The organism is Streptomyces sp. NPDC059224 (assembly GCF_042754285.1).
Classification (GTDB): domain Bacteria; phylum Actinomycetota; class Actinomycetes; order Streptomycetales; family Streptomycetaceae; genus Streptomyces.
Genome location: NZ_JBHZAN010000012.1, coordinates 53,469 through 72,290 on the forward strand (window position 1 = coordinate 53,469; position 18,822 = coordinate 72,290).

The 18,822-nt window shown below is 71.4% G+C and carries 22 protein-coding genes; 15 read left to right on the forward strand and 7 right to left on the reverse strand.

Annotated features, from left to right (window positions below; translation table 11 throughout):
• Nucleotides 1-92 precede the first annotated feature (92 nt).
• Both ACFXI4_RS14575 and gcvH read left to right on the forward strand, forming a co-directional pair.
• The gene (locus tag ACFXI4_RS14575) at nucleotides 93-1,064 is read left to right on the forward strand and encodes a CorA family divalent cation transporter (protein WP_384990392.1); all 972 of its coding nucleotides are present in this window, start codon (nucleotides 93-95) and stop codon (nucleotides 1,062-1,064) included.
• Between the two features lie 80 nt (nucleotides 1,065-1,144).
• The gene (gene gcvH, locus ACFXI4_RS14580; protein ID WP_362727708.1) at nucleotides 1,145-1,528 is read left to right on the forward strand and encodes a glycine cleavage system protein GcvH; all 384 of its coding nucleotides are present in this window, start codon (nucleotides 1,145-1,147) and stop codon (nucleotides 1,526-1,528) included.
• Here the strand turns inward: gcvH and ACFXI4_RS14585 are convergent.
• The 3 genes from ACFXI4_RS14585 to ACFXI4_RS14595 form a co-directional block, all read right to left on the reverse strand.
• On the reverse strand, nucleotides 1,525-2,913 hold the full coding sequence (locus ACFXI4_RS14585; protein WP_384990395.1) for a purine-cytosine permease family protein: 1,389 nt from the start codon (nucleotides 2,911-2,913) through the stop codon (nucleotides 1,525-1,527). The genes gcvH and ACFXI4_RS14585 overlap by 4 nt on opposite strands.
• 149 nt (nucleotides 2,914-3,062) lie before the next feature.
• The gene (locus tag ACFXI4_RS14590) at nucleotides 3,063-3,338 is read right to left on the reverse strand and encodes a chaplin (RefSeq protein WP_384990398.1); all 276 of its coding nucleotides are present in this window, start codon (nucleotides 3,336-3,338) and stop codon (nucleotides 3,063-3,065) included.
• A gap of 69 nt (nucleotides 3,339-3,407) precedes the next feature.
• Nucleotides 3,408-4,058, reverse strand: a complete 651-nt coding sequence (locus tag ACFXI4_RS14595; RefSeq protein ID WP_384990400.1) for an FMN-dependent NADH-azoreductase — start codon at nucleotides 4,056-4,058, stop codon at nucleotides 3,408-3,410.
• Between the two features lie 131 nt (nucleotides 4,059-4,189).
• Here ACFXI4_RS14595 and ACFXI4_RS14600 point away from each other — a divergent pair, with 131 nt between their 5' ends.
• Together ACFXI4_RS14600 and ACFXI4_RS14605 are read left to right on the forward strand one after the other, a co-directional pair.
• Nucleotides 4,190-4,543, forward strand: coding sequence for a winged helix-turn-helix transcriptional regulator (locus ACFXI4_RS14600; RefSeq protein WP_384990402.1), 354 nt, complete (start codon nucleotides 4,190-4,192; stop codon nucleotides 4,541-4,543).
• 183 nt (nucleotides 4,544-4,726) lie between these two features.
• On the forward strand, nucleotides 4,727-6,445 hold the full coding sequence (locus tag ACFXI4_RS14605) for a protein kinase (protein ID WP_384990405.1): 1,719 nt from the start codon (nucleotides 4,727-4,729) through the stop codon (nucleotides 6,443-6,445).
• A 14-nt stretch (nucleotides 6,446-6,459) separates the two neighbouring features.
• Here the strand turns inward: ACFXI4_RS14605 and ACFXI4_RS14610 are convergent, their stop codons facing one another.
• A complete protein-coding gene (locus tag ACFXI4_RS14610) occupies nucleotides 6,460-6,726 on the reverse strand; it encodes a PLD nuclease N-terminal domain-containing protein (protein ID WP_362721164.1) in 267 nt (88 codons plus the stop codon).
• Nucleotides 6,727-6,810: 84 nt separating this feature from the next.
• Here ACFXI4_RS14610 and ACFXI4_RS14615 point away from each other — a divergent pair, with 84 nt between their 5' ends.
• Entirely contained in the window at nucleotides 6,811-7,293 is a 483-nt protein-coding gene (locus tag ACFXI4_RS14615) for a DUF3515 family protein (RefSeq protein ID WP_384990407.1), read from the forward strand.
• An 8-nt stretch (nucleotides 7,294-7,301) separates the two neighbouring features.
• On the opposite strand, the gene ACFXI4_RS14620 is transcribed toward ACFXI4_RS14615, so the two are convergent.
• Entirely contained in the window at nucleotides 7,302-7,856 is a 555-nt protein-coding gene (locus tag ACFXI4_RS14620; RefSeq protein ID WP_384990409.1) for a TlpA family protein disulfide reductase, read from the reverse strand.
• A gap of 76 nt (nucleotides 7,857-7,932) precedes the next feature.
• On the opposite strand from ACFXI4_RS14620, the gene ACFXI4_RS14625 reads away from it, so the two are divergent.
• The 9 genes from ACFXI4_RS14625 to ACFXI4_RS14665 all read left to right on the forward strand — a co-directional run bounded on the left by ACFXI4_RS14625 (nucleotide 7,933) and on the right by ACFXI4_RS14665 (nucleotide 14,902).
• The gene (locus ACFXI4_RS14625) at nucleotides 7,933-9,390 is read left to right on the forward strand and encodes a menaquinone biosynthesis decarboxylase (protein WP_362721172.1); all 1,458 of its coding nucleotides are present in this window, start codon (nucleotides 7,933-7,935) and stop codon (nucleotides 9,388-9,390) included.
• Nucleotides 9,387-10,289 (forward strand): menaquinone biosynthesis prenyltransferase MqnP, encoded by a 903-nt coding sequence (gene mqnP, locus ACFXI4_RS14630; protein WP_384990411.1) that lies wholly within the window; start codon nucleotides 9,387-9,389, stop codon nucleotides 10,287-10,289. Before ACFXI4_RS14625 ends, mqnP begins: the two co-directional genes overlap by 4 nt.
• A 119-nt stretch (nucleotides 10,290-10,408) precedes the next feature.
• Nucleotides 10,409-10,741: a hypothetical protein gene (locus tag ACFXI4_RS14635; RefSeq protein ID WP_384990413.1), complete on the forward strand. Its 333-nt coding sequence runs from the start codon at nucleotides 10,409-10,411 to the stop codon at nucleotides 10,739-10,741.
• 55 nt (nucleotides 10,742-10,796) lie between these two features.
• Nucleotides 10,797-11,441 (forward strand): UbiX family flavin prenyltransferase, encoded by a 645-nt coding sequence (locus ACFXI4_RS14640; RefSeq protein WP_384990416.1) that lies wholly within the window; start codon nucleotides 10,797-10,799, stop codon nucleotides 11,439-11,441.
• Nucleotides 11,442-11,490: 49 nt separating this feature from the next.
• Entirely contained in the window at nucleotides 11,491-11,946 is a 456-nt protein-coding gene (locus ACFXI4_RS14645) for an Lrp/AsnC family transcriptional regulator (protein WP_362721184.1), read from the forward strand.
• 82 nt (nucleotides 11,947-12,028) lie between these two features.
• Nucleotides 12,029-13,192 carry an aminofutalosine synthase MqnE gene (gene mqnE, locus ACFXI4_RS14650; RefSeq protein ID WP_384990418.1) on the forward strand — a complete coding sequence of 388 codons (1,164 nt, stop codon included), beginning with the start codon at nucleotides 12,029-12,031 and terminating at the stop codon, nucleotides 13,190-13,192.
• A 114-nt stretch (nucleotides 13,193-13,306) separates the two neighbouring features.
• Entirely contained in the window at nucleotides 13,307-13,831 is a 525-nt protein-coding gene (locus ACFXI4_RS14655) for a GNAT family N-acetyltransferase (RefSeq protein ID WP_362721190.1), read from the forward strand.
• A gap of 75 nt (nucleotides 13,832-13,906) precedes the next feature.
• Nucleotides 13,907-14,218 (forward strand): DUF4229 domain-containing protein, encoded by a 312-nt coding sequence (locus tag ACFXI4_RS14660; protein ID WP_384990422.1) that lies wholly within the window; start codon nucleotides 13,907-13,909, stop codon nucleotides 14,216-14,218.
• Nucleotides 14,219-14,254: 36 nt separating this feature from the next.
• Nucleotides 14,255-14,902 carry a TetR/AcrR family transcriptional regulator gene (locus ACFXI4_RS14665; RefSeq protein ID WP_384990425.1) on the forward strand — a complete coding sequence of 216 codons (648 nt, stop codon included), beginning with the start codon at nucleotides 14,255-14,257 and terminating at the stop codon, nucleotides 14,900-14,902.
• Here the strand turns inward: ACFXI4_RS14665 and ACFXI4_RS14670 are convergent.
• The gene (locus ACFXI4_RS14670; protein WP_384990428.1) at nucleotides 14,899-15,735 is read right to left on the reverse strand and encodes a MaoC/PaaZ C-terminal domain-containing protein; all 837 of its coding nucleotides are present in this window, start codon (nucleotides 15,733-15,735) and stop codon (nucleotides 14,899-14,901) included. The two genes, ACFXI4_RS14665 and ACFXI4_RS14670, sit on opposite strands and share 4 nt — an antisense overlap.
• Before the next feature lie 361 nt (nucleotides 15,736-16,096).
• Between ACFXI4_RS14670 and ACFXI4_RS14675 the strand changes: the two genes are divergently transcribed.
• Nucleotides 16,097-18,007: an AMP-dependent synthetase/ligase gene (locus ACFXI4_RS14675; RefSeq protein ID WP_384990707.1), complete on the forward strand. Its 1,911-nt coding sequence runs from the start codon at nucleotides 16,097-16,099 to the stop codon at nucleotides 18,005-18,007.
• 20 nt (nucleotides 18,008-18,027) lie between these two features.
• Here ACFXI4_RS14675 and ACFXI4_RS14680 read toward each other — a convergent pair whose 3' ends face one another.
• On the reverse strand, nucleotides 18,028-18,735 hold the full coding sequence (locus ACFXI4_RS14680) for a TetR/AcrR family transcriptional regulator (RefSeq protein ID WP_384990431.1): 708 nt from the start codon (nucleotides 18,733-18,735) through the stop codon (nucleotides 18,028-18,030).
• Nucleotides 18,736-18,822: the final 87 nt, after the last annotated feature.

Here is an 18,822-nt window from a genome sequence, read left to right on the forward strand (position 1 = left end):
GGTCCCGCCCGGCAGACGGGCGACTGCGCGTGCGTGGCGCGCGGGCCCCGCGGACGCTGGGACGGTGGCCGACGGGATCAGCGGTGAGGGCGATGATCGTAACGAGGGTGTCGGTGCCGGACGGGGGCAGGACACGAGTGTCCCTGGCGGAGGCCCGGCGGCTGCTCGTCGAGGACCCGTTCCTGCTCCTCGGGGTCCAGCTGCTCGATGAGGCGGACCCCACGGACGAGCAGGTCGCCCGCCGGTTCGGCCTGGACGACGAGGACCTGGACTGGTTCGGCAGGCCGGACGAGTCGCCACGGGCCGAATTCCTCGGGGACCTCGCCGGTTTCGTCGTGCCCGTGGTCGTCGACGACCGGATCGCCTATGTGCACGCCCTGGCGGGCGAGCGCTTCGTGCTGGCCGCCCACTGGGGCCAGGACGTCCTGGCGTCGGGCTTCACGGCGCAGCTGTGCAGGGAGCGCCCGCGGGACGCCGTGGCCACCCTTTTCCTGCTGCTTCAGGAGGGGCTGGCGACCTTCCGCCGGGCCACGGTGCGGGCGCTGCTCCAGGTGGAGGAGCTGGAGGACGACATGTTCGAGGACCGGCGCCCCGAGCAGATCTACCTGCTGTCCCAGCTGCGCCGCCGGGCCGCGCTGCTGCACCACTCGCTGCTGCCCTACCTCCAGGCGGTCGACGACGTGGTGGCCCGCCGGATGACGAGCAGTGACTTCCCGGCCGAACGGCAGCGTCTGGCTCAGGAGTTCGTCCGTTCGGCCCGGCTGGTCCGCACGGACATCGAGTCCCTCCAGGATGCCGCCCGCCGCGCCCTGGCCAGTTACTCGTCCCTGATCGCGGGCGAACAGAACGGCGTGATCAACCGGCTGGCCATCGTGTCGGTGATCTTCCTGCCGCTGTCGTTCCTGACCGGGTTCTTCGGCATGAACTTCACCTTCCTGACGGACAGGCTGGAGACCCGGGACGAGTTCTGGCTGCTCGCCGTGGGCCTCCAGATCATCGCCCTGGTCGCCGCCATCTACGTGCTGCACCGCACCCGCATCTGGCGATGGCTGCGGGACGACTAGGCCGGACGTATGCGCGCCGTTACTCAGGGCGACCCGGGTGGCAGGCTGAATGCGCCGACCGAACTCGAAGGAGCCGCGCCATGTACCCGTCGGATTTCAAGTACACCCAGGAACACGAGTGGATCCAGATGAACGGCGGCACCGCCAGGATCGGGATCACCGAGTACGCCCAGAAGCAGCTCGGTGACATCGTGTTCGTGGAGGTGCCGGACGTGGGCCGGACGTTCGAGGCGGGTGAGCCGTTCGGCAGCGTCGAGTCGGTGAAGGCGGTGACCGAGGTCTACCTGCCGGTCGGCGGCAAGGTGATCGAGGTGAACGAGGAGCTCAACTCGGAACCCGAGCTGCTCAACACCGAGCCGCACGACGCGTGGGTGATCAGGATCGAGGTCTCCGACAGGAAGGCTCTCGACGCCCTGATGAGCGCCGAGAGGTACCAGGCGTACATCGCCTCGGACGAGACCTAGGACTTCCGTCCGCGCAGGGCCGCGTACAGCAGGGAGCTCACCGCGAAGCCGATCAGCGGGGTGATGTCGCCGAAGGCGGGGTGGTGCTCCGGCACCCAGCCCACGTAGTCCTCCTGGTTGGAGAAGAGCGGGACGGAGACCGCGACGCCGGTCAACAGGGAAGCGACCCCGGGCCAGTTGGTGAAGGAGCGGTCGGTCAGCCGGGCTGCCAGGTCCGCGTCGGCCGCGGTACGGCCCTGGAGCCACCGCTCCACCAGCACCACGCCCAGCCAGGGCGCCACCCAGTACGCGATGACCAGCAGGAACGCCTCGTACGCGGTACCCGCGTCGTCCAGCGAGGCCCAGGCGGCCGCCGTACCGGCGATACCCGACACCACGACCAGCGCACTACGGCTCAGCCAGGTGGGCAGCCGCAGGCCGAAGGAGGCGATCGAGATCGCCCCGGAGTAGACGTTGAGGGCGTTCGCCGAGACCCCGCCGAGCATGATGGCGAGCAGGACGAGGTCGCCGAGCCAGCCGGGGAGATGACCGGTGAAGGCGGCCGTGGGCGTGGCGCCCTCCGGGGCGGCGATCGTGGCCGAGGCGGCGCCGACGACGGCGACGAGCGAGACCGACACGAACAGGCCGACCGCCGGGTACACGACCGTTCTCACCTTGTTCGCCGTGCGCGGGAGGTAGCGCGAGTAGTCCGTGGCGTACGGGTTCCAGCCGGCCGCGTACCCCCAGGCCGCGCTGAACGCGAGCAGGAAGCCGCCGGTACCGCCGCCCGCGCCGCCACCGCCGAGATCCGCGTCCTTGAAGGTCCACACCCCGGCCAGCAGGAAGATCACCGCGAGGGCCGGGAACGCGTACTTCTCGAAGGTGTGCACGAAGTTGTGGCCGATGAACCCGATCAGGATCTCCGCGACCACGACGAGCAGCAGGGAGGGGAGCGGTCGCAGGCCGGTCAGTGTGTTCAGGGCGAAGGCCGCGCTCACACTGTTCACCGCGAACCAGCCGACGCCCGCCAGCAGGCCGTTGGCCGCGGAGGGCAGGATGTTGCCGCGATGGCCGAAGGAGAAGCGGCCCACCACCATCTGCGGGACGCCGAACCGCGGGCCGTCCAGTGACAGTACGCCCTGGGTGACCGCCCCGATCGCGGTGCCCAGCAGGATCGCGGTGGTCGCCGTCCAGAAGTCCAGGCCGAAGAAGAGGACCGCGATCACGCCGATGTAGACGGTCGCGAACTCGATGTTGGGGGACGCCCAGGTCCACAGGAGCTGGAGCGGGCTGCCGTGGCGTTCGGCGTCGGGGATCGGTTCCGAGCCCGCCGCCTCCACGGCGATGACCCGGTCGCCGTACTCGGGCGTGACACTGGTGGTGGAACCGGCGGGAGCAGTCGTCATACGAGGTAAGTGTCGGGTTCGCGCCCGGTCCGGCCCAGGGGCGCATTGTCGGTCGCGGACGGCTCGCCGGCGTACAACCTGCACGCATGCGGAAGCTTCCGGAGGCGGGTCGGTCCTCCGGAAGCTTCCGCGGCGGCGTCCCGGCAGGGTCAGCCGTTGGTGCAGACGTTGGCGGCCGCCGGGTTGAGCAGGCCGATCAGGTTGATGCTGTTGCCGCACGCGTTGACCGGGATGTCGACCGGAACCTGGATGACGTTGCCCGACAGCAGGCCCGGGCTGTTGGCCGCGGAACCGATGGCGTCGGCGCCGTTGTCGGCGTAGGCGGCGGTGGTGCCCAGGGCGAGGGTGGCGGCGATGGCGCCGGTGACAGCGAGGGCGCGGATGCGCATGAAGGCCTCCTGGTAGCGGGATGACAACGCGTCCATCACAACCGCCCGCCACCGGACCCGCATGTGGAGCTGGGCCGATCGGCGCAATCCGCTCCGCCGGGGCCGCTACGCGGCGAAGCGGCCCGCGAGGTCCTTGGCCTTGTCGGCCGCGTCCTGGAGGGAGCGGTCACGGGAGGCCTCGTACAGCGGCACGAGCTCGGTCATGGCCGGCACATGCGGAGCCATCGTCAGTTCCGGCACGATGAAGTCGACTTCGAGGCCGAGGCCGCCGGAGAGGACCGCGGACAGGTAGTTCTGCACGTACTCGAACGACTCCCGCGGGGTGCCCGGCGCGTACGAACCGCCGCGGCTGGCCACGACCGTGACCGGGGTGCCCTTGGCGGACGGGTCCTCGCCCCCGGTGCGGCCCATCAGGATCACGTTGTCCAGCCACGCCTTGAGCGTCGAGGGGATCGTGAAGTTGTACATCGGGGCGCCGATGAGGATCGCGTCCGCCTGCTCCAGCTCCTCGATCAGCCGCACCCGGTCGGCGAAGGCGGCCGCCTGCTCGGGGGTGTGGGTGGCGGGGTCGGCGAATCCGGCGGTGTGGCCGGCCGCGGTGATGTGCGGCACCGGGTCCGCCGCCAGGTCGCGGTAGATCACCGTGCCGTCGGGGTGCTGCTCCTGCCATGCCGCACGGAAGGCCTCCGTGACGGTGCGGGAGGCGGACGCCTCGCCCGGGAACAGCGACGAGTCGATGTGGAGAAGGGTGGCCATGGGGGTCTCCAGACACAGGGATGGCGAGCCCGGCGCGAGGCGCGAGGGCTGAGAATTCGTACTCGGCTATAGATAACACAGGTGCTTACTTTTTTTCACCCCTGCCCGTGGCGGGCCTGTACCCTGATTGCATGGCGGTGGACCAGACGCACGACCCGGAGCAGTGCAAAGCCGTGGACGGCGGCATCACGCGCGTCTTCCAGGTGCTCGGGAAGCGCTGGAACGGCCCGATCCTCTCCGTCCTCATGGGCCAGCCGACGCACTTCGCCAACCTCCGCCGCGCCATCCCCGGCATCAGCGAGCGCATGCTCTCCGACCGGCTCACCGAACTCGGTGCGGCCGGACTCGTCGTGCGCGAGGTCGACGAGGGCCCGCCGCTGCGGGTCTCGTACCGCCTGACCTCGGCGGGCGCCGCGCTGGAGCCCTCGCTGAAGGAACTCGGCGAGTGGGCGAAGGAGCACCTGCCCGGCGACTCGCCCTGCTGACCCCCGTCAGGGCCGCGCGACCTCCCTCGAGCGCGGGACGTCTCCGTCACGTCCGTGCAGCGGCCTGTCCGCGAGGGCAGACCCGGGGGCAACTTGCCCTGCGGGGACCGGAATCGGTCAACCGTGCGGGCCGGCGGTCCTATGCTGACCGGGTCTTCGGGAGTCAGCGGTGCGGGAGGGGTCGTGGCAGCTCTGGAGCCCGGCGATCCACGCTCCGTCGGGGAGTACCAGCTGCTCGGGCGGCTTGGCGCGGGCGGCATGGGCCGGGTCTTCCTCGGCCGCTCCCCGGGTGGCCGGGCCGTCGCCGTGAAAGTGGTCCATGCCGAACTGGTGGCGGGGCAGCCCGAGTTCCGGTCCCGGTTCCGACGTGAGGTGGAGGCCGCCCGCAAGGTCAGCGGTGCCTTCACCGCACCCGTCGTGGACGCCGACCCGGACGCCCCGCTGCCCTGGCTGGTGACCAGCTACATCGCCGGGCCCTCCCTCCAGGACGCGGTCATGGAGCGGGGGCCGCTGCCCGCCGCCACCGTGCTCGGTCTCGCCGCCGGACTGGCCGAGGCGCTCACCTCCATCCACGCGGCCCAGCTGGTCCACCGTGACCTCAAGCCGTCGAACGTGCTGCTCGCCGACGACGGGCCTCGGGTCATCGACTTCGGTATCGCCCGCAGTGTGGAGTCGGAGACCATCACGCGGGCCGGGCTCATGGTCGGCTCGCCCGGATTCATGTCGCCGGAGCAGGTCGAGGGCGCGGAGGTGACCGGCGCGAGCGATGTGTTCTCGCTCGGTGCGGTGCTGACCTTCGCGGCCACGGGCGGCAACCCCTTCGGCGACGGGTCCACTCCGTCCCTGCTCTACCGGGTCGTGCACGACGGACCCGACATCACCGCCGTCACCGACCCGGACCTCGCCTCCCTCATCGCCGCCTGTCTGGCCAAGGACCCGGCCGGGCGGCCCACCCCGCGCGAGATCCTGGCCCGGATCGGGCTCACGGACGACGCCGGCGCGCTGCTCGCCCGGCCGGTCACCGGCCTCGCCGCCGAACCCGTGGCCGGGGCCGACGACGTCACGCGCCCGGTCCCGCGGCCCGTCGCGACCCGCCCGGTCACCCGGCTCGACCCGGCGCCGCCCCCGGTGCGGCCCGTGTCGTACCAGCGGAACCCGGGCACGAGCCGTCGTACCCTGCTCCTCTCCGGGGGAGCCCTGGCCGTCGCCGCGCTCGCGGCCGTACCGGTCGCGCGCCTCGTCGACAGGGGCGGGCCCGGGAAGTCGCCGAAGCGCTCCGCCGGTTCCGTCTCCGTCCCCCCGCCGGCCGACGCCTGGCCGCTGGACGAGACCTCTGGCGCGGTCGCCGCCGACGACACCGGCCGGTACGACGGGACGGCCACCGGGGTCGGCTGGGGACGGGGCAAGGACGGGGCCCCGCTGTTCGACGGCGGCACCAGCCAGATCGTGACCGGGGGGCCGGTGCTGCGGACCGGCAAGGGCCACGGGTTCACCGTCTCGGCGTGGGTGGCGCTGAGCAGAGTGCCCTCGGGCTTCGCCACCGCCGTCAGCCAGGACGCCGGTGCCGTCAGCGGCTTCTACCTCCAGTACGCGGCCGCGGAGAACCGCTGGGCCTTTGCCCGGCCCGACGTGCGCGCCCTGTCGTTCACCGTCCCCGAGCCGGACGCCTGGACCCACCTGGTCGGCGTCTACGAGGGGCTGCGCGACCAGCTCCTCCTGTACGTCGACGGCGTCCAGGAGGCCGGTGTCGACGACGGTGCCCCGGTCGCCGCCGACGGCCCGCTGGTGATCGGCCGTGCCACCGCCGGGGGCGCTCCCGCCGACTGGTTCCCCGGCTCGATCAGGCAGGTGCAGGTGTTCCGGCGACCGCTGACCGGGGCGCAGGTGAAGGCGCTGCTGTAGGGGGACGCGCCCGGTCAGTCGGTGCGCGGATCCTCCGGCTTCAGGGACTTCAGGAACTCCGGGTTGTCGTCCGGTGCGACCCACCGCTCGCGCGGCTGCCGTGCCTTGCCCGCGACCAGCCAGGCCACCGGGCCGACCAGCACCTCGCCGAAGAGCAGGATGATCAGCACCCACGCCAGCTTCGGCAGCGCGCGGACCTCGTCCTCGGGGGTGTTCAGGCAGTCCACGAAGGCATAGATCCACAGCGCGAGGACCAGCAGGAAGGGCAGATACCTGAGCATGGCGGCCAGGGTAGCGGTTGGCCGCCGCCGGGGGCGGGGCCGTGGGCATGACGGGTGCCCTCGATTCGGAGGGGGACATCGAGGATGCGTGGATGGTCTCGCAGGGGGCGGGCGGCGGCCGGTGTCACCGCGGCCGGCCTGGTGGCCGGCGCCGCGCTGGTGGCGTACGAGCTGAACTCGCCGGTGTTCGCACTGGCGCAGGGGCCGCTGGCGAAGGACCCCGCGTGCGCGCGGATCGCCGGCCGCTACCCCGCCCGTCTCGGGGAGGCCGCCCGCGACCCGGTCACCTTCGAGGGCCTCGCGGTCTGGGGCCAGGGGGCGGTGGAACTGCGCTGCGGCGTCACCCCGCCAGGGCCGACGACGGACGCGTGCGTCAGCGTCGACGGCGTGGACTGGGTGTGGCGGGAGCGGGCCGGGGACCGCGAGTACCTGGTCACCTACGGCCGCAGTCCGGCCGTGGAGGTCTCGGTCGCGACCTCGGTGACCCGCCTGGACGCGGTCCTGCTCGACCTGAGCCACCTGGTGGCACCCCTCGCGCCGAACGCCGAGTGCCTCGGCGGCGGGTGAAGCCGCGGCTACTCGGCCAGCAGCGGCCGCGTGATGGTGCGCACGTCCGCCGCCGTGAGCGGGCTCGGGTACTTCGCGGCGATCTTTCCGTCCCGGTCGACGAAGAGGGTGTACGGCAGCGCCCGCGGCGCGTAGCCACGGGGCAGCCGGAGCAGCTTGCGGCTGCCGGGGTCGTGCAGACTCGGGTAGACCAGCCCGTGCTCCCGCTCGAAGGACCGCTCCTCGTCCCGCTCGGCGTCCGTGTCCACCCCGAGCACCTGAACCCCCTTGCCCGCCAACTCGCGCTGCGCCTTGGACAGTTCGGGCGCCTCGGCCCGGCAGGGTCCGCACCAGGACGCCCACACGTTCAGGACGACGACCTTGCCCCGGTAGTCGGCGAGCCGTACCGGCCGGCCGTCCAGGCCACCGCCCGACAGGTCCGGGGCCGCCGGGCGGTCGGCGGGCGGGACGCGGGTCAGTACGGAGACGGGCGCGCCACCGGTGTCCTGCCGGGGCGCGCAGGCGGCGAGCACGAGCAGCAGGGCGAGCAGCGGTAACCGGCTGATCCGGCGGCGGACTGTCACGGCCGACGAGTATCGCAGGGGGTATCGCAGGGGGCGGTGACCGGGCCCGGGCCCCGGGTGGCCGATACTGGGACGCATGGCTTACGACGATCTTCGCTCCCTGCTCCGGGCACTGGAGCGCGAGGGAGACCTCAAGCGTGTCAAGGCCGAGGTCGACCCGTATCTGGAGGTCGGGGAGATCGTCGACCGGGTGCAGAAGGCGGGTGGCCCGGCGCTGCTCTTCGAGAACGTGCGCGGCTCCAGCATGCCCCTGGCCATGAACGTCTTCGGCACCGACCGGCGCCTGCTCAAGGCCCTCGGCCTGAAGTCGTACGGTGAGATCTCCGAGAAGATCGGCGGGCTGCTGCGCCCCGAACTCCCGCACGGCTTCGTCGGCGTGCGGGAGGCCTTCGGGAAGCTCGGCGCGATGGCTCACGTCCCGCCGAAGAAGGTGAAGTCCGACCACGCGCCGGTCCAGGAGGTCGTCCTGCACGGCGACGAGGTCGACCTGCACCAGCTGCCGGCGCTGTTCACCTGGCCGCAGGACGGCGGCTCCTTCTTCAACCTGGGCCTGACCCACACCAGGGACCCCGAGTCCGGCATCCGCAACCTGGGCCTGTACCGGCTCCAGCGGCACGACCGGAACACGATCGGCATGCACTGGCAGATCCACAAGGACAGCCGCAACCACTACCAGGTGGCGGCGCGGCGCGGCGAGCGGCTGCCCGTCGCGATCGCCTTCGGCTGCCCGCCGGCCGTCACCTACGCCTCCACCGCACCGCTCCCCGGGGACATCGACGAGTACCTGTTCGCCGGGTTCATCGCGGGCAAGCGGATCGAGATGGTCGACTGCAAGACGGTCCCGCTCCAGGTGCCGGCCAACGCCGAGGTCGTCCTGGAGGGCTGGCTGGAGCCGGGCGAGATGCTGCCCGAGGGCCCCTTCGGCGACCACACCGGCTTCTACACCCCGCAGGAGCCGTTCCCGGCTCTGAAGATCGACTGCGTGACGATGCGGAAGCGTCCGCTCCTCCAGTCGATCGTCGTGGGCCGCCCCCCGACGGAGGACGGACCCCTCGGCCGTGCCACCGAGCGCTTCTTCCTCCCCCTCCTGAAGATCATCGTCCCGGACATCGTGGACTACCACCTCCCCGAGTCCGGCGGTTTCCACAACTGTGCGATCGTCTCGATCGACAAGAAGTACCCGAAGCACGCGCAGAAGGTGATGCACGCGGTCTGGGGGGCGCACATGATGTCGCTCACCAAGCTGATCGTGGTCGTCGACTCCGACTGCGACGTCCACGACCTGCACGAGGTCGCCTGGCGGGCTCTCGGCAACACCGACTACGCCCGTGACCTCACGGTCGTGGAGGGCCCCGTCGACCATCTCGACCATGCCTCCTACCAGCAGTTCTGGGGCGGCAAGGCGGGCATCGACGCGACGAGGAAGTGGCCCGAGGAGGGTTACACCAGGGACGGGGGCTGGCCGGACATGGTCCTGTCGGACCCGGATACGGCGGCGACGGTCGACCGCCGCTGGAAGGAGTACGGACTGTGAGCTCCGCTTCCGCAGCGCTCCCGCAGCCGGGACGCACGAAGGCCTTCCTCCGTCTGGTGATGATCGAGCACTCGGTCTTCGCCCTGCCCTTCGCGTACATCGCCGCGCTGACCGCGATGTTCGAGTGGGACAGGAACATCCACTGGGGGCGGCTGCTCCTGGTCACGGTCTGCATGGTCGGCCTGCGCACCTTCGCGATGGCCGTGAACCGGATCATCGACCGCGAGATCGACGCCCGGAACCCGCGCACGGCCCACCGCGAGCTGGTCACCGGCGCGATGAGCGTGAAGCACGCCTGGACCGGCGCGCTGATCGCGGTGGCGGTCTTCCTCGGCTCGGCGGCCCTGCTCAACCCGCTCTGCCTGGCCCTCGCCCCCGTCGCGGTGATCCCGATGGTGGTCTACCCCTACGGCAAGCGGTTCACGAACTTCCCGCAGGCCATCCTGGGTCTGGCCCAGGCCATGGGCCCGATCGGCGGCTGGCTGGCGATCAGCGGCGAGTGGTCCTGGGACGCGGTGATCCTCGGCCTCGCCGTCGGCATCTGGATCGGCGGCTTCGACCTGATCTACGCCTGCCAGGACGTGACGACGGACCGCGAGATCGGCGTCATGTCGGTCCCGGCACGCTTCGGCATCCCGGCCGCGATCTGGGGCGCCCGCGCCTGTCACCTGGTCACCACGGCCCTGTTCGTCTGGTACGCCGTGGCGACGGACGCGGGCGGGTTCTTCTGGCTGGGCCTGGTGATCGTCGCCGGCGCCTTCGCCTACGAGCACTCCATCGTCCGCCCCCACGACCTCTCCCGCCTCAACCGCGCCTTCTTCAGCGTCAACGGCTTCATCGGCATTGCCCTCTTCGGGTGCGCGCTGCTCGATCTCCTGGTGCGGGGGCTCACCGTCTGAATACGGTGCGGCCTCGCCCGGTACCAGGACGTGTTCCGCGGGTACCGGGCGGAGGTGGTCGAGGGCGACATCGTGATGAGTCCGCTCCGGCCGTTCCACAGCGAGACCGTCGTGAGGGTGTGGACACGCCTCGGACCCGGAAGAGCCGCAACCTCACTTCCTGCCCGCCCGACCTGGTGGAGCCGGCGATCGAGGTGGTCTCGCCGAGCAGCGTCCGCAATGACCACGAGGTCAAGGACAAGCAGTACGCGGCTCGCGGTATCCCGAACCATCTGGTCTTCGGTCCTCGCACGGGGCGCCGCGTCACGCCGTGGAACCCCGGCCCGGACGGACACCTCGGCCGGGACACGCTCTCCTGCGGGGGCGAGCTGACCGTGGAGACGAAGTCCGGCAGCCTCACGGTGGACACCTCCCGCCTCCGCGTCGACCCCGAGGCACCCCACCCGGCCTGAACCTCGGGCGGCGCGCCGGTACGCTCAAGGTGTGAACGCAGGAGAAACGCAGCGCGTGCCTTGGATCGTGGGGGTGTCCGGGGCGTCCGGAACGCCCTATGCGGCCGCGGTGCTGCGTGCGCTGCTGGATGCGGGCGAGAGCGTCGACCTGGTGGTCAGCCGGGCCTCGCGGCTCACCCTGCTGGACGAGACCGGAATCTCCTTCCGGGACGCGCACTGGCGGGACGACCTGGGGGAGTGGCTGGCCCGGGGGGCCGACGGGAAGCCGGGGACCTTCCAGCCGGACCTGGCCCGGGTGCGGTACTGGAACGCCGGGGACCTGGCCGCCGGGCCGTCCTCGGGGTCGTACCGGACCAAGGGCATGCTGATCGTGCCGGCGTCCACCGCCGCCGTCGCGGGGGTCGCGCTCGGGCTCTCCAAGGACCTGCTCCAGCGGGCGGCCAGCGTCAACCTCAAGGAGCGCCGGCCGCTCGTCGTCGCGGTCCGCGAGACCCCGCTGAACGGCCAGACGCTGCGTCACCTCGTCACCCTGGACGACCTGGGGGCGGTCGTCGTTCCCACCTCCCCGGCGTTCTACGCGGGCGCGACGCACATCCAGGACCTGGTGGACTTCGTCGCCGGACGGGTGCTGGACGCGGCCGGTGTGGGGCACCGGCTGTACCGCCGCTGGGAGGGCGACCTCGGCGGCGCGGGCAAGTAGCAGTACCTCTCATCTACTTCGGGAACTTTCAGCGGAAGGCTTCGATCGCATGGATGCCGTGGACAGGCAGCTCATCCAGGCCCTGAGGGAGAACGGCCGGGCCTCGTACGCGGAGCTGGGGCGCCTCGTCGGACTGTCGGGACCCAGCGTCACCGACCGCATCAACCGGCTGGAGGCGGCCGGTGTCATCACCGGCTACCGCGCCACCGTGAACGCGGCCTCGCTCGGCCTCGGCGTCATCGCCCTGATCGGCATCTCGCTCTCCGACGCGGCCGACCACGAGGACGTGGCACAGCGGCTGCGGGACCTGCCGGAGATCGAGGACTGCTGGTTCATCGCCGGCGACGACTCCTTCATGCTCAAGGTGCGTTCGACCAACGTCGACGGCCTGGAGAAGACCATCCGGCGGCTGTCCGGGACCAAGGGCGTCTCCCGGACCCGCACCACCATCGTGTTGTCCACGAAGTGGGAGAACCGGGTCGGGGAACTGCCCGAGGAGGCGTAGGCCCGAAGGGCCGTACGGGGGCACCTCCCGCCCGAAGGGCGGGGGCGTACCGTTGGCGAAGTTGTCTAGGAGAGGTGTGGGCATGGACGTCGGGCTCAAGCGCGAGCTGGAGGAGAAGGTCAGGGCCGGTGAGCGGCTGACCCGTGAGGACGGCGTCGCGCTGTACGAGTCCGACGACCTGGCCTGGCTGGGCGGCCTCGCCCACGAGGTGCGGACGCGGAAGAACGGTGACGTCGTCCACTTCAACGTCAACCGCCACCTCAACATGACCAACGTGTGCACCGCGTCCTGCGCGTACTGCTCGTTCCAGCGCAAGCCGGGCGAGAAGGACGCGTACACGATGCGCATCGAGGAGGCGGTGAAGCTCGCCAAGGCGATGGAGGGCGAGAACCTCACCGAGCTGCACATCGTCAACGGGCTGCACCCGAACCTGCCGTGGCGGTACTACCCGCGGTCCCTGAGGGAACTGAAGGCGGCCCTGCCGAACGTCTCGCTGAAGGCCTTCACGGCCACCGAGATCCACCACTTCGAGACGATCAGCGGACTGTCGGCCTCCGAGATCCTCGACGAGCTGATCGACGCGGGTCTGGAGTCCCTGACCGGCGGCGGCGCGGAGATCTTCGACTGGGAGGTCCGCCAGCACATCGTGGACCACCGGACGCACTGGGAGGACTGGTCGCGCATCCACCGGCTGGCGCACGAGAAGGGGCTCAAGACCCCGGCCACCATGCTGTACGGCCACATCGAGGAACCGCGCCACCGGGTCGACCACGTGCTGCGCCTGCGCGAACTCCAGGACGAGACGAACGGCTTCCAGGTCTTCATCCCGCTCCGGTACCAGCACGACTTCGTGGACATGAAGGACGGCAAGGTACGCAACCGGCTCCAGGCGCGCACGCAGATGGCGACCGGAGCCGAGGCGCTGAAGACCTTCGCGGTCTCCCGGCTGCTCTTCGACAACGTGCCGCACGTCAAGGTCTTCTGGGTCATGCACGGTGTCCAGACGGCGCAGCTGGCGCTCCAGCACGGGGCCGACGACATGGACGGTTCGGTCGTCGAGTACAAGATCACCCACGACGCGGACAACTACGGCACGCCGAACAAGCTGACCCGCGAGGACCTGCTGGACCTCATCCGCGACGCCGGCTTCCGGCCGGTGGAGCGGAACACGCGGTACGAGATCATCCGCGAGTACGACGGCCCGGACCCGGCGCGGCGGGAGTCCCCGCAGCCGATGCGGGTGTGAGCGGGAGGGCCGGGTCCGGTGTCGGCCGCGGGTGCGCCGTGGCCGACGGCGTACCCCGGTCCGCATGGTGAATGGTCGTGTCACCCCGCTCTGTGTAATGGATAGCATCCGGTTATGCCCCTTACCTTCACTCTGGACCCGGCGGTCACCCCCGACCTCCGGGACGGCGTCCTCGACCTGTGGACGGACGTGTCCAACGCCGGCGGAGCCGTCGGCTTCGTCGCGCCGGTGACTCCCGAGGACATCCGGCCGGAGCTGGTCAGGCACCTCGTCGCCATGGCCGAGGGCCGCCACCGGCTGCTCGTCGGCCACGACGAGGCCGGCACCGTCGCCGCCACCGCCTTCTTCTCCTTCAACACCCACCGCCTCATGAAGCACTGGGTGTGGCTGTACACGGTGATGGTGCATCCCAAGCACCAGGGTCAGGGCTACGGCCGGGACCTCCTCGCGGCCGCCGCCGACGCGGCCCGCGGCTTCGAGGGCATGGCCGCGATACGCCTCACCTGCCGCGGTGGCCAGGGCCTGGAGAAGTTCTACGGCTCCTGCGGCTACCGGGAGGTCGGCCGCGTCCCCGGAGCGATCCGCGTGGCCCCGGGCGAGGACCGCGACGACATCACCATGCTGCTGCCGCTCGGCTGACCCCACTGCAAGATCGGTTCCGGTCCGTGCTTCACTGGACGGTGCCCCTTTTCGTCATCGGAAGACTGGATTGAGATGCTCCGCTACACGCTGATGCGCCTCGGGATCTTCGCGGGCTGCCTCCTGGTCGTCTGGGGCCTGGTCTACGCCGGCGCGTTCCCGCGCGGCTTCGGCGACTCCAACCTCCTGTGGGTCCTGCTGCTCTCCCTGGTCCTGTCGGCGCCGATCAGTTTCATCGTGCTGCGCAAGGAACGGGACCGCGCGTCGGTCCAGGTCTCGCAGCGGGTCGACCGGATGAAGGCCAACATCGAGGCCAGCCGCAGCCAGGAGGACGAGGCCGTCGACGAGGCGGCCCAGCAGCGGGGACGGGCCCAGACCTCTTCCTGAGGGCTCCCGCGCGTCCGGCCCCCGTAGGCTTTGCCCATGGGTGCCGTGAAGACCAAGCGCATGCCGCGGGCGGTCCGGGAGCAGCAGATGCTGGACGCCGCCGTGCGGATCTTCGGGCAGCGCGGCTACATGGCCGCGTCGATGGACGAGATCGCCGAACTCGCCGGTGTCTCCAAGCCGTTGGTGTATCTGTACCTCAACTCCAAGGACGACCTGTTCACGGCGTGCATCCGCCGTGAGGCGCAGGCGCTCACCGAGGCGGTCCGCAGCGGCGTCCGCCCGGGCCTGCCTGCCGACCGCCAGCTCTGGGACGGGCTCCAGGCGTTCTTCGCGCACACCGCCGAACACCCCGACGGCTGGTCCGTGCTGCATCTGCAGGCGCGAACGCACGGCGAGCGGTTCGCCTCCGAGGTCGCCGCCATGCGCACCGAGATCGTGGCGTTCGTGACCCAGCTCATCGTGGTCGCCGCCCGCGAGGCGCGCCGCGATCCCGACCTGCCCGAGCGTGAGGTGGCGGGGCTGGCCGAGGCCCTGGTCGGCGCCGCCGAGTCCCTCGCCGCCTGGGCGAACCTCACTCCCGGTGTCACCGCGCGAGAGGCGGCGACGACCCTGATGAACTTTGCCTGGGCCGGCCTCGGCGACCTGATGGGCGGCCGCCCGTGGGTGCCGCCGGTCGCGGACTAGAGCGGCAGCACCCGTCCCTCGACGTGCACCCGCTCCGGGCCCCGCAGCTCGAACCGTCCGGAGCCGTCCGCCGCGTACGCCACCGTGCCGGGCAGCAGCACCGGCGCCCGGAACTCCGCTGTCACCCGGGCGCGTTCGGGCACCCCGTGGGCGGCCAGGCACCGGGCCGCGGTCCACATGCCGTGCGCGACGGCCCGGGGGAACCCGAAGAGCCGGGCGGTGAGCGGGTGGAGGTGGATGGGATTGCGGTCCCCCGAGGCGGCCCCGTACCGGCGCCCGACATCGGCGGCGATCCGCCACTCGGCGGCCGTGGGCAGCGGCACCCGCTCCTTTCGGGCGGCCTCCGTCGACCGCGCGCTCCGGTGCCGTGCCAGATAGCCGCTGCGCGAGCGCCACACGAGGCTCTCCCCGTTCCGTACCTCGGTGACGACGGCCGCCTCGGTCCCCCGCCGGTGCGGCGTCAGTCCGGCGACATGGACGGAGAGCTCGTACGCCGCGTCGGCCGGCATCGCCGCGTACCGGGTGATCTCGACGGAGGTGTGCACGAGCCCCAGCAGGGGCAGCGGGAACTCGCGCTCGCTCATCAGCCGCATGGCCAGCGGGAATCCGAGGACGTGCGGATAGGTGACGGGGAGCCCGTCGTCACCGGTGGCGAATCCGCAGACGCGCTCGTAGGCGGCGAGCCTGCCGAGGTCGGCGCGGACGGCCGGGAGCACGAACCGGGCGCGGGGGAAGGAGGCGCCGGCGGCCGGCCTCTTGAAGGGCGAGCGCAGCGCGCCCCGCGCGAGCAGGGGTCCGAGAGCGGGCGGGCCGCCGAGGACGATCTCCGTCATGTGCGTCCCCCGCATCGTCCTACTGCTGACTCTGGAGTAAGGTTACCGGAGGTAAGTCTATGTCACAGGGGGCAAGGTACGGAAGTGGGGCCAAACGTGAGAGACCCTCACGTAACCTCCGGGATTGCACAGGCCCGGCCCCGGACCATCCCCGAAACCCCACACCCCCGCCACAGCGGCCCCGTACGATCTCCAGACCTAACCGCCGGTAACCCTCTGCCCGGGCCCGGCGCCGGTGAACGCCTCGCCGCACGAGGCACGTACGTGATGCAGCAAGCAGTTCACCGCTGCACGCCCGAGGAGCCGCCCCGTGTCCACTTCGTCTTTCCAGCACGCCGCGCGGGTCTCCCCGGGCGCCGCGATCCAGGCCACGGACTACGACGGGCAGCCGATCCTGATCGAGCCCCTCGTGCAGCGGCTGGACGGCGTGGTGCGGGAGGCCTCCGTACCGCCGTTCGCGCCGCCCGTGCGGCACGGCTCTCTCGCCGACCTGCCTTTCGAGAACGCGGAGGCCGGCCCCGGCACGATCGTGCTCAGCCGCAAGCCGGCGACGGGCGAGGGCCGTTGGGAGCAGGTGACCGCCGCCGAGTTCGCCGCGCAGGTGCTGGCGGTGGCCAAAGGCCTGATCGCGGAAGGGCTGATGCCGGGCGACCGGATCGCCATCATGGCCCGGACGACGTACGAGTGGACGCTGCTCGACTTCGGCGCCTGGGCGGCGGGCCTGGTGACCGTCCCGGTCTACCCGACCTCGTCGGTCTTCCAGACCCGCTGGATCCTGCACGACTCGGGCGCGGTCGCCCTGGTCACCGAGAGCTCCGCACAGGCCGCCGCGCTCGGCCCCGAACTGGACCGGCTGCCCGATCTGCGCCACCTGTGGGTGATGGAGAAGGGGCACGTGGACCGGCTCGCGGAGGCGGGCGCCCACCTCCAGGACGCCGAAGTGGGCGTACGCCGGGGCATGCTGGGCCCCGACACCATCGCCACCCTCATCTACACCTCGGGCACCACCGGCCGCCCCAAGGGCTGCGCCCTCTCGCACGGCAACTTCTTCGCCGAGGTCGACAACGCGATCGAACTCCTCTACCCGATCTTCAAGGCGCGCAGGGACGAGGAGGTCTCCATCCTCCTCTTCCTGCCCATGTCCCACGTCTTCGGGCGGATGGTGGCGATCGCCTGCATCCGCGCCCGGGTCCGGCTCGGCCACGCCCCGAGCCTCAAGGCCGAGGACCTGCTCCCGGACCTGGCCGCCTTCAAGCCGACCTGTCTGCTCACCATCCCCTACATGCTGGAGAAGGTCTTCAACTCCGCCCGGGCGAAGGCGGAGGCGGGCGGCCGGGTCGCGGTCTTCGACCGGGCCACCGGGGTCGCCCAGCGCTACGGCGAGGCCCTGGAGGCCGAGCAGACCGGCACCGGCACCGGCCCCGGCCGCGCCCTGAGGACCGCCCGCGCCTTCTACGACCCGCTGGTCTACCGCCGTATCCGCACCGCCATGGGCGGCCGGGTCCGCCACATCATCTGCGGCGGCTCCCCGCTGGGCCGCCGCCTCGCCGCGTTCTACGCCGGCGCCGGCATCGAGATCTACGAGGGCTACGGCCTGACCGAGACCACCGCCGCCTCCACGGTCACCCCGCCGCTCAAACCCCGGCTGGGCACGGTCGGCTGGCCGATGCCCGGCACCAAGGTCCGGATCGCCTCCGACGGCGAGATCCTGCTCGCCGGCGACCACGTGCTGCGCGGCTACTGGGACCCGCAGGCCGGCGGGGTCGTCCCGGCGACCCGGGACGGCTGGCTGGCCACCGGCGACATCGGCGAACTCGACGACGAGGGCTACCTCACCATCACCGGCCGCAAGAAGGAGATGCTGATCACGGCCGGCGGCAAGTCGGTGGCCCCCGCCCCGCTGGAGAACTGGCTCCGCTCCCACCCGCTGATCTCCCAGGTGATGCTGGTCGGCGACGGACTGCCCTACGTCAGCGCGCTGATCACCCTCGACCGGGACGGCCTGACCCACTGGCGCCAGATGAACGGCAAGCACCCCGTCCCGCCGGAACTGCTCCTGGACGACCTGGAGTTGCAGGCGATCCTGCAACGGGCCGTGGACGAGGCCAACAAGCTGGTCTCCCGCCCCGAGTCCATCCGCCGCTTCACGATGCTCCCCGTCGACTTCACCGAGGCGGCCGGACACCTGACGCCCTCCATGAAACTCCGCCGCGAGGCGGTCATGAAGGACTTCGCGACGGAGATCGAGGGCCTCTACGCCAAGGAGGGGTGACCCGGCCCCGCCGAGAGGCCCTACGCGTCGTCGGCCAGGCGGTCCAGCCACTCCGTCAGGAGGTGCCGTTCCGCGGGGCTGAGGGGGGTCCGGTCGGTGAGGCCGGCGCGCAGGGCCCGGGCGGCGCCGGCCGGGCCCGCGGTGCGGACGGCCGGTTTCTCGTCGGTGATGGCCGTGACCATGGCCTCGCGGAGGGTCGTCAGCAGGGCCGGGTCGCGCTCGGACTCCGGCATCGACAGCCAGGTGAGGACGGCGCCCCGGGCCGTGGCGTGGATGACGTTGGCCGCCAGGGTCTCGCCGACCCGGAGCCGGCCGCCGACGGCGAGGCGCCGCACCCGCCCCCGCAGGATCCCGAGCCCGGTCTGGAAGGCGGCCGAGTCGCCGCGCGTGGCGTCGCCGTACATCAGGGAGTAGAGCGCCGGGTTCTCCAGACCGAACTGGACCGCCAGGTCCCAGCCGTCGCGCAGGTCCTGGATCGGGTCCTCGGGGTCCGGGACGACGCGCTTGCTCGCGAGGAACGTGGCGAAGCCGTACTCGGCCACCGCGTCCAGCAGTCCCTCCTTGTCGCCGAAGAGCCGGTAGAGGGCCGGGGGCTGCAGACCCGCCGCGACGGCGACCGCCCGCGTGGTGACGGCGTCCCGCCCGTCGCGCTCCAGCAGCCCGATCGCGGCGTCGATGACGCGCTGCCGGGTGTCCGAGGGGGTCCTGTCAGGTGATCCGGAGGCCATGGGATCAACGATATCGCGTACTTGATTCCACCGTTAATATCGGTGCTACGCTAAAAACGTTTCCATCGATAACACCTCTTGGGGGAT

Coding starts and splice junctions, on each gene's coding strand:
- ACFXI4_RS14575 (WP_384990392.1), top strand. CDS start 93: ATGATCGTAACGAGGGTGTCGGTGCCGGACGGGGGCAGGACACGAGTG.
- gcvH (WP_362727708.1), top strand. CDS start 1,145: ATGTACCCGTCGGATTTCAAGTACACCCAGGAACACGAGTGGATCCAG.
- ACFXI4_RS14585 (WP_384990395.1), bottom strand. CDS start 2,913: ATGACGACTGCTCCCGCCGGTTCCACCACCAGTGTCACGCCCGAGTAC.
- ACFXI4_RS14590 (WP_384990398.1), bottom strand. CDS start 3,338: ATGGACGCGTTGTCATCCCGCTACCAGGAGGCCTTCATGCGCATCCGC.
- ACFXI4_RS14595 (WP_384990400.1), bottom strand. CDS start 4,058: ATGGCCACCCTTCTCCACATCGACTCGTCGCTGTTCCCGGGCGAGGCG.
- ACFXI4_RS14600 (WP_384990402.1), top strand. CDS start 4,190: ATGGCGGTGGACCAGACGCACGACCCGGAGCAGTGCAAAGCCGTGGAC.
- ACFXI4_RS14610 (WP_362721164.1), bottom strand. CDS start 6,726: ATGCTCAGGTATCTGCCCTTCCTGCTGGTCCTCGCGCTGTGGATCTAT.
- ACFXI4_RS14615 (WP_384990407.1), top strand. CDS start 6,811: ATGCGTGGATGGTCTCGCAGGGGGCGGGCGGCGGCCGGTGTCACCGCG.
- ACFXI4_RS14625 (WP_362721172.1), top strand. CDS start 7,933: ATGGCTTACGACGATCTTCGCTCCCTGCTCCGGGCACTGGAGCGCGAG.
- ACFXI4_RS14645 (WP_362721184.1), top strand. CDS start 11,491: ATGGATGCCGTGGACAGGCAGCTCATCCAGGCCCTGAGGGAGAACGGC.
- mqnE (WP_384990418.1), top strand. CDS start 12,029: ATGGACGTCGGGCTCAAGCGCGAGCTGGAGGAGAAGGTCAGGGCCGGT.
- ACFXI4_RS14655 (WP_362721190.1), top strand. CDS start 13,307: ATGCCCCTTACCTTCACTCTGGACCCGGCGGTCACCCCCGACCTCCGG.
- ACFXI4_RS14660 (WP_384990422.1), top strand. CDS start 13,907: ATGCTCCGCTACACGCTGATGCGCCTCGGGATCTTCGCGGGCTGCCTC.
- ACFXI4_RS14665 (WP_384990425.1), top strand. CDS start 14,255: ATGGGTGCCGTGAAGACCAAGCGCATGCCGCGGGCGGTCCGGGAGCAG.
- ACFXI4_RS14670 (WP_384990428.1), bottom strand. CDS start 15,735: ATGACGGAGATCGTCCTCGGCGGCCCGCCCGCTCTCGGACCCCTGCTC.
- ACFXI4_RS14680 (WP_384990431.1), bottom strand. CDS start 18,735: ATGGCCTCCGGATCACCTGACAGGACCCCCTCGGACACCCGGCAGCGC.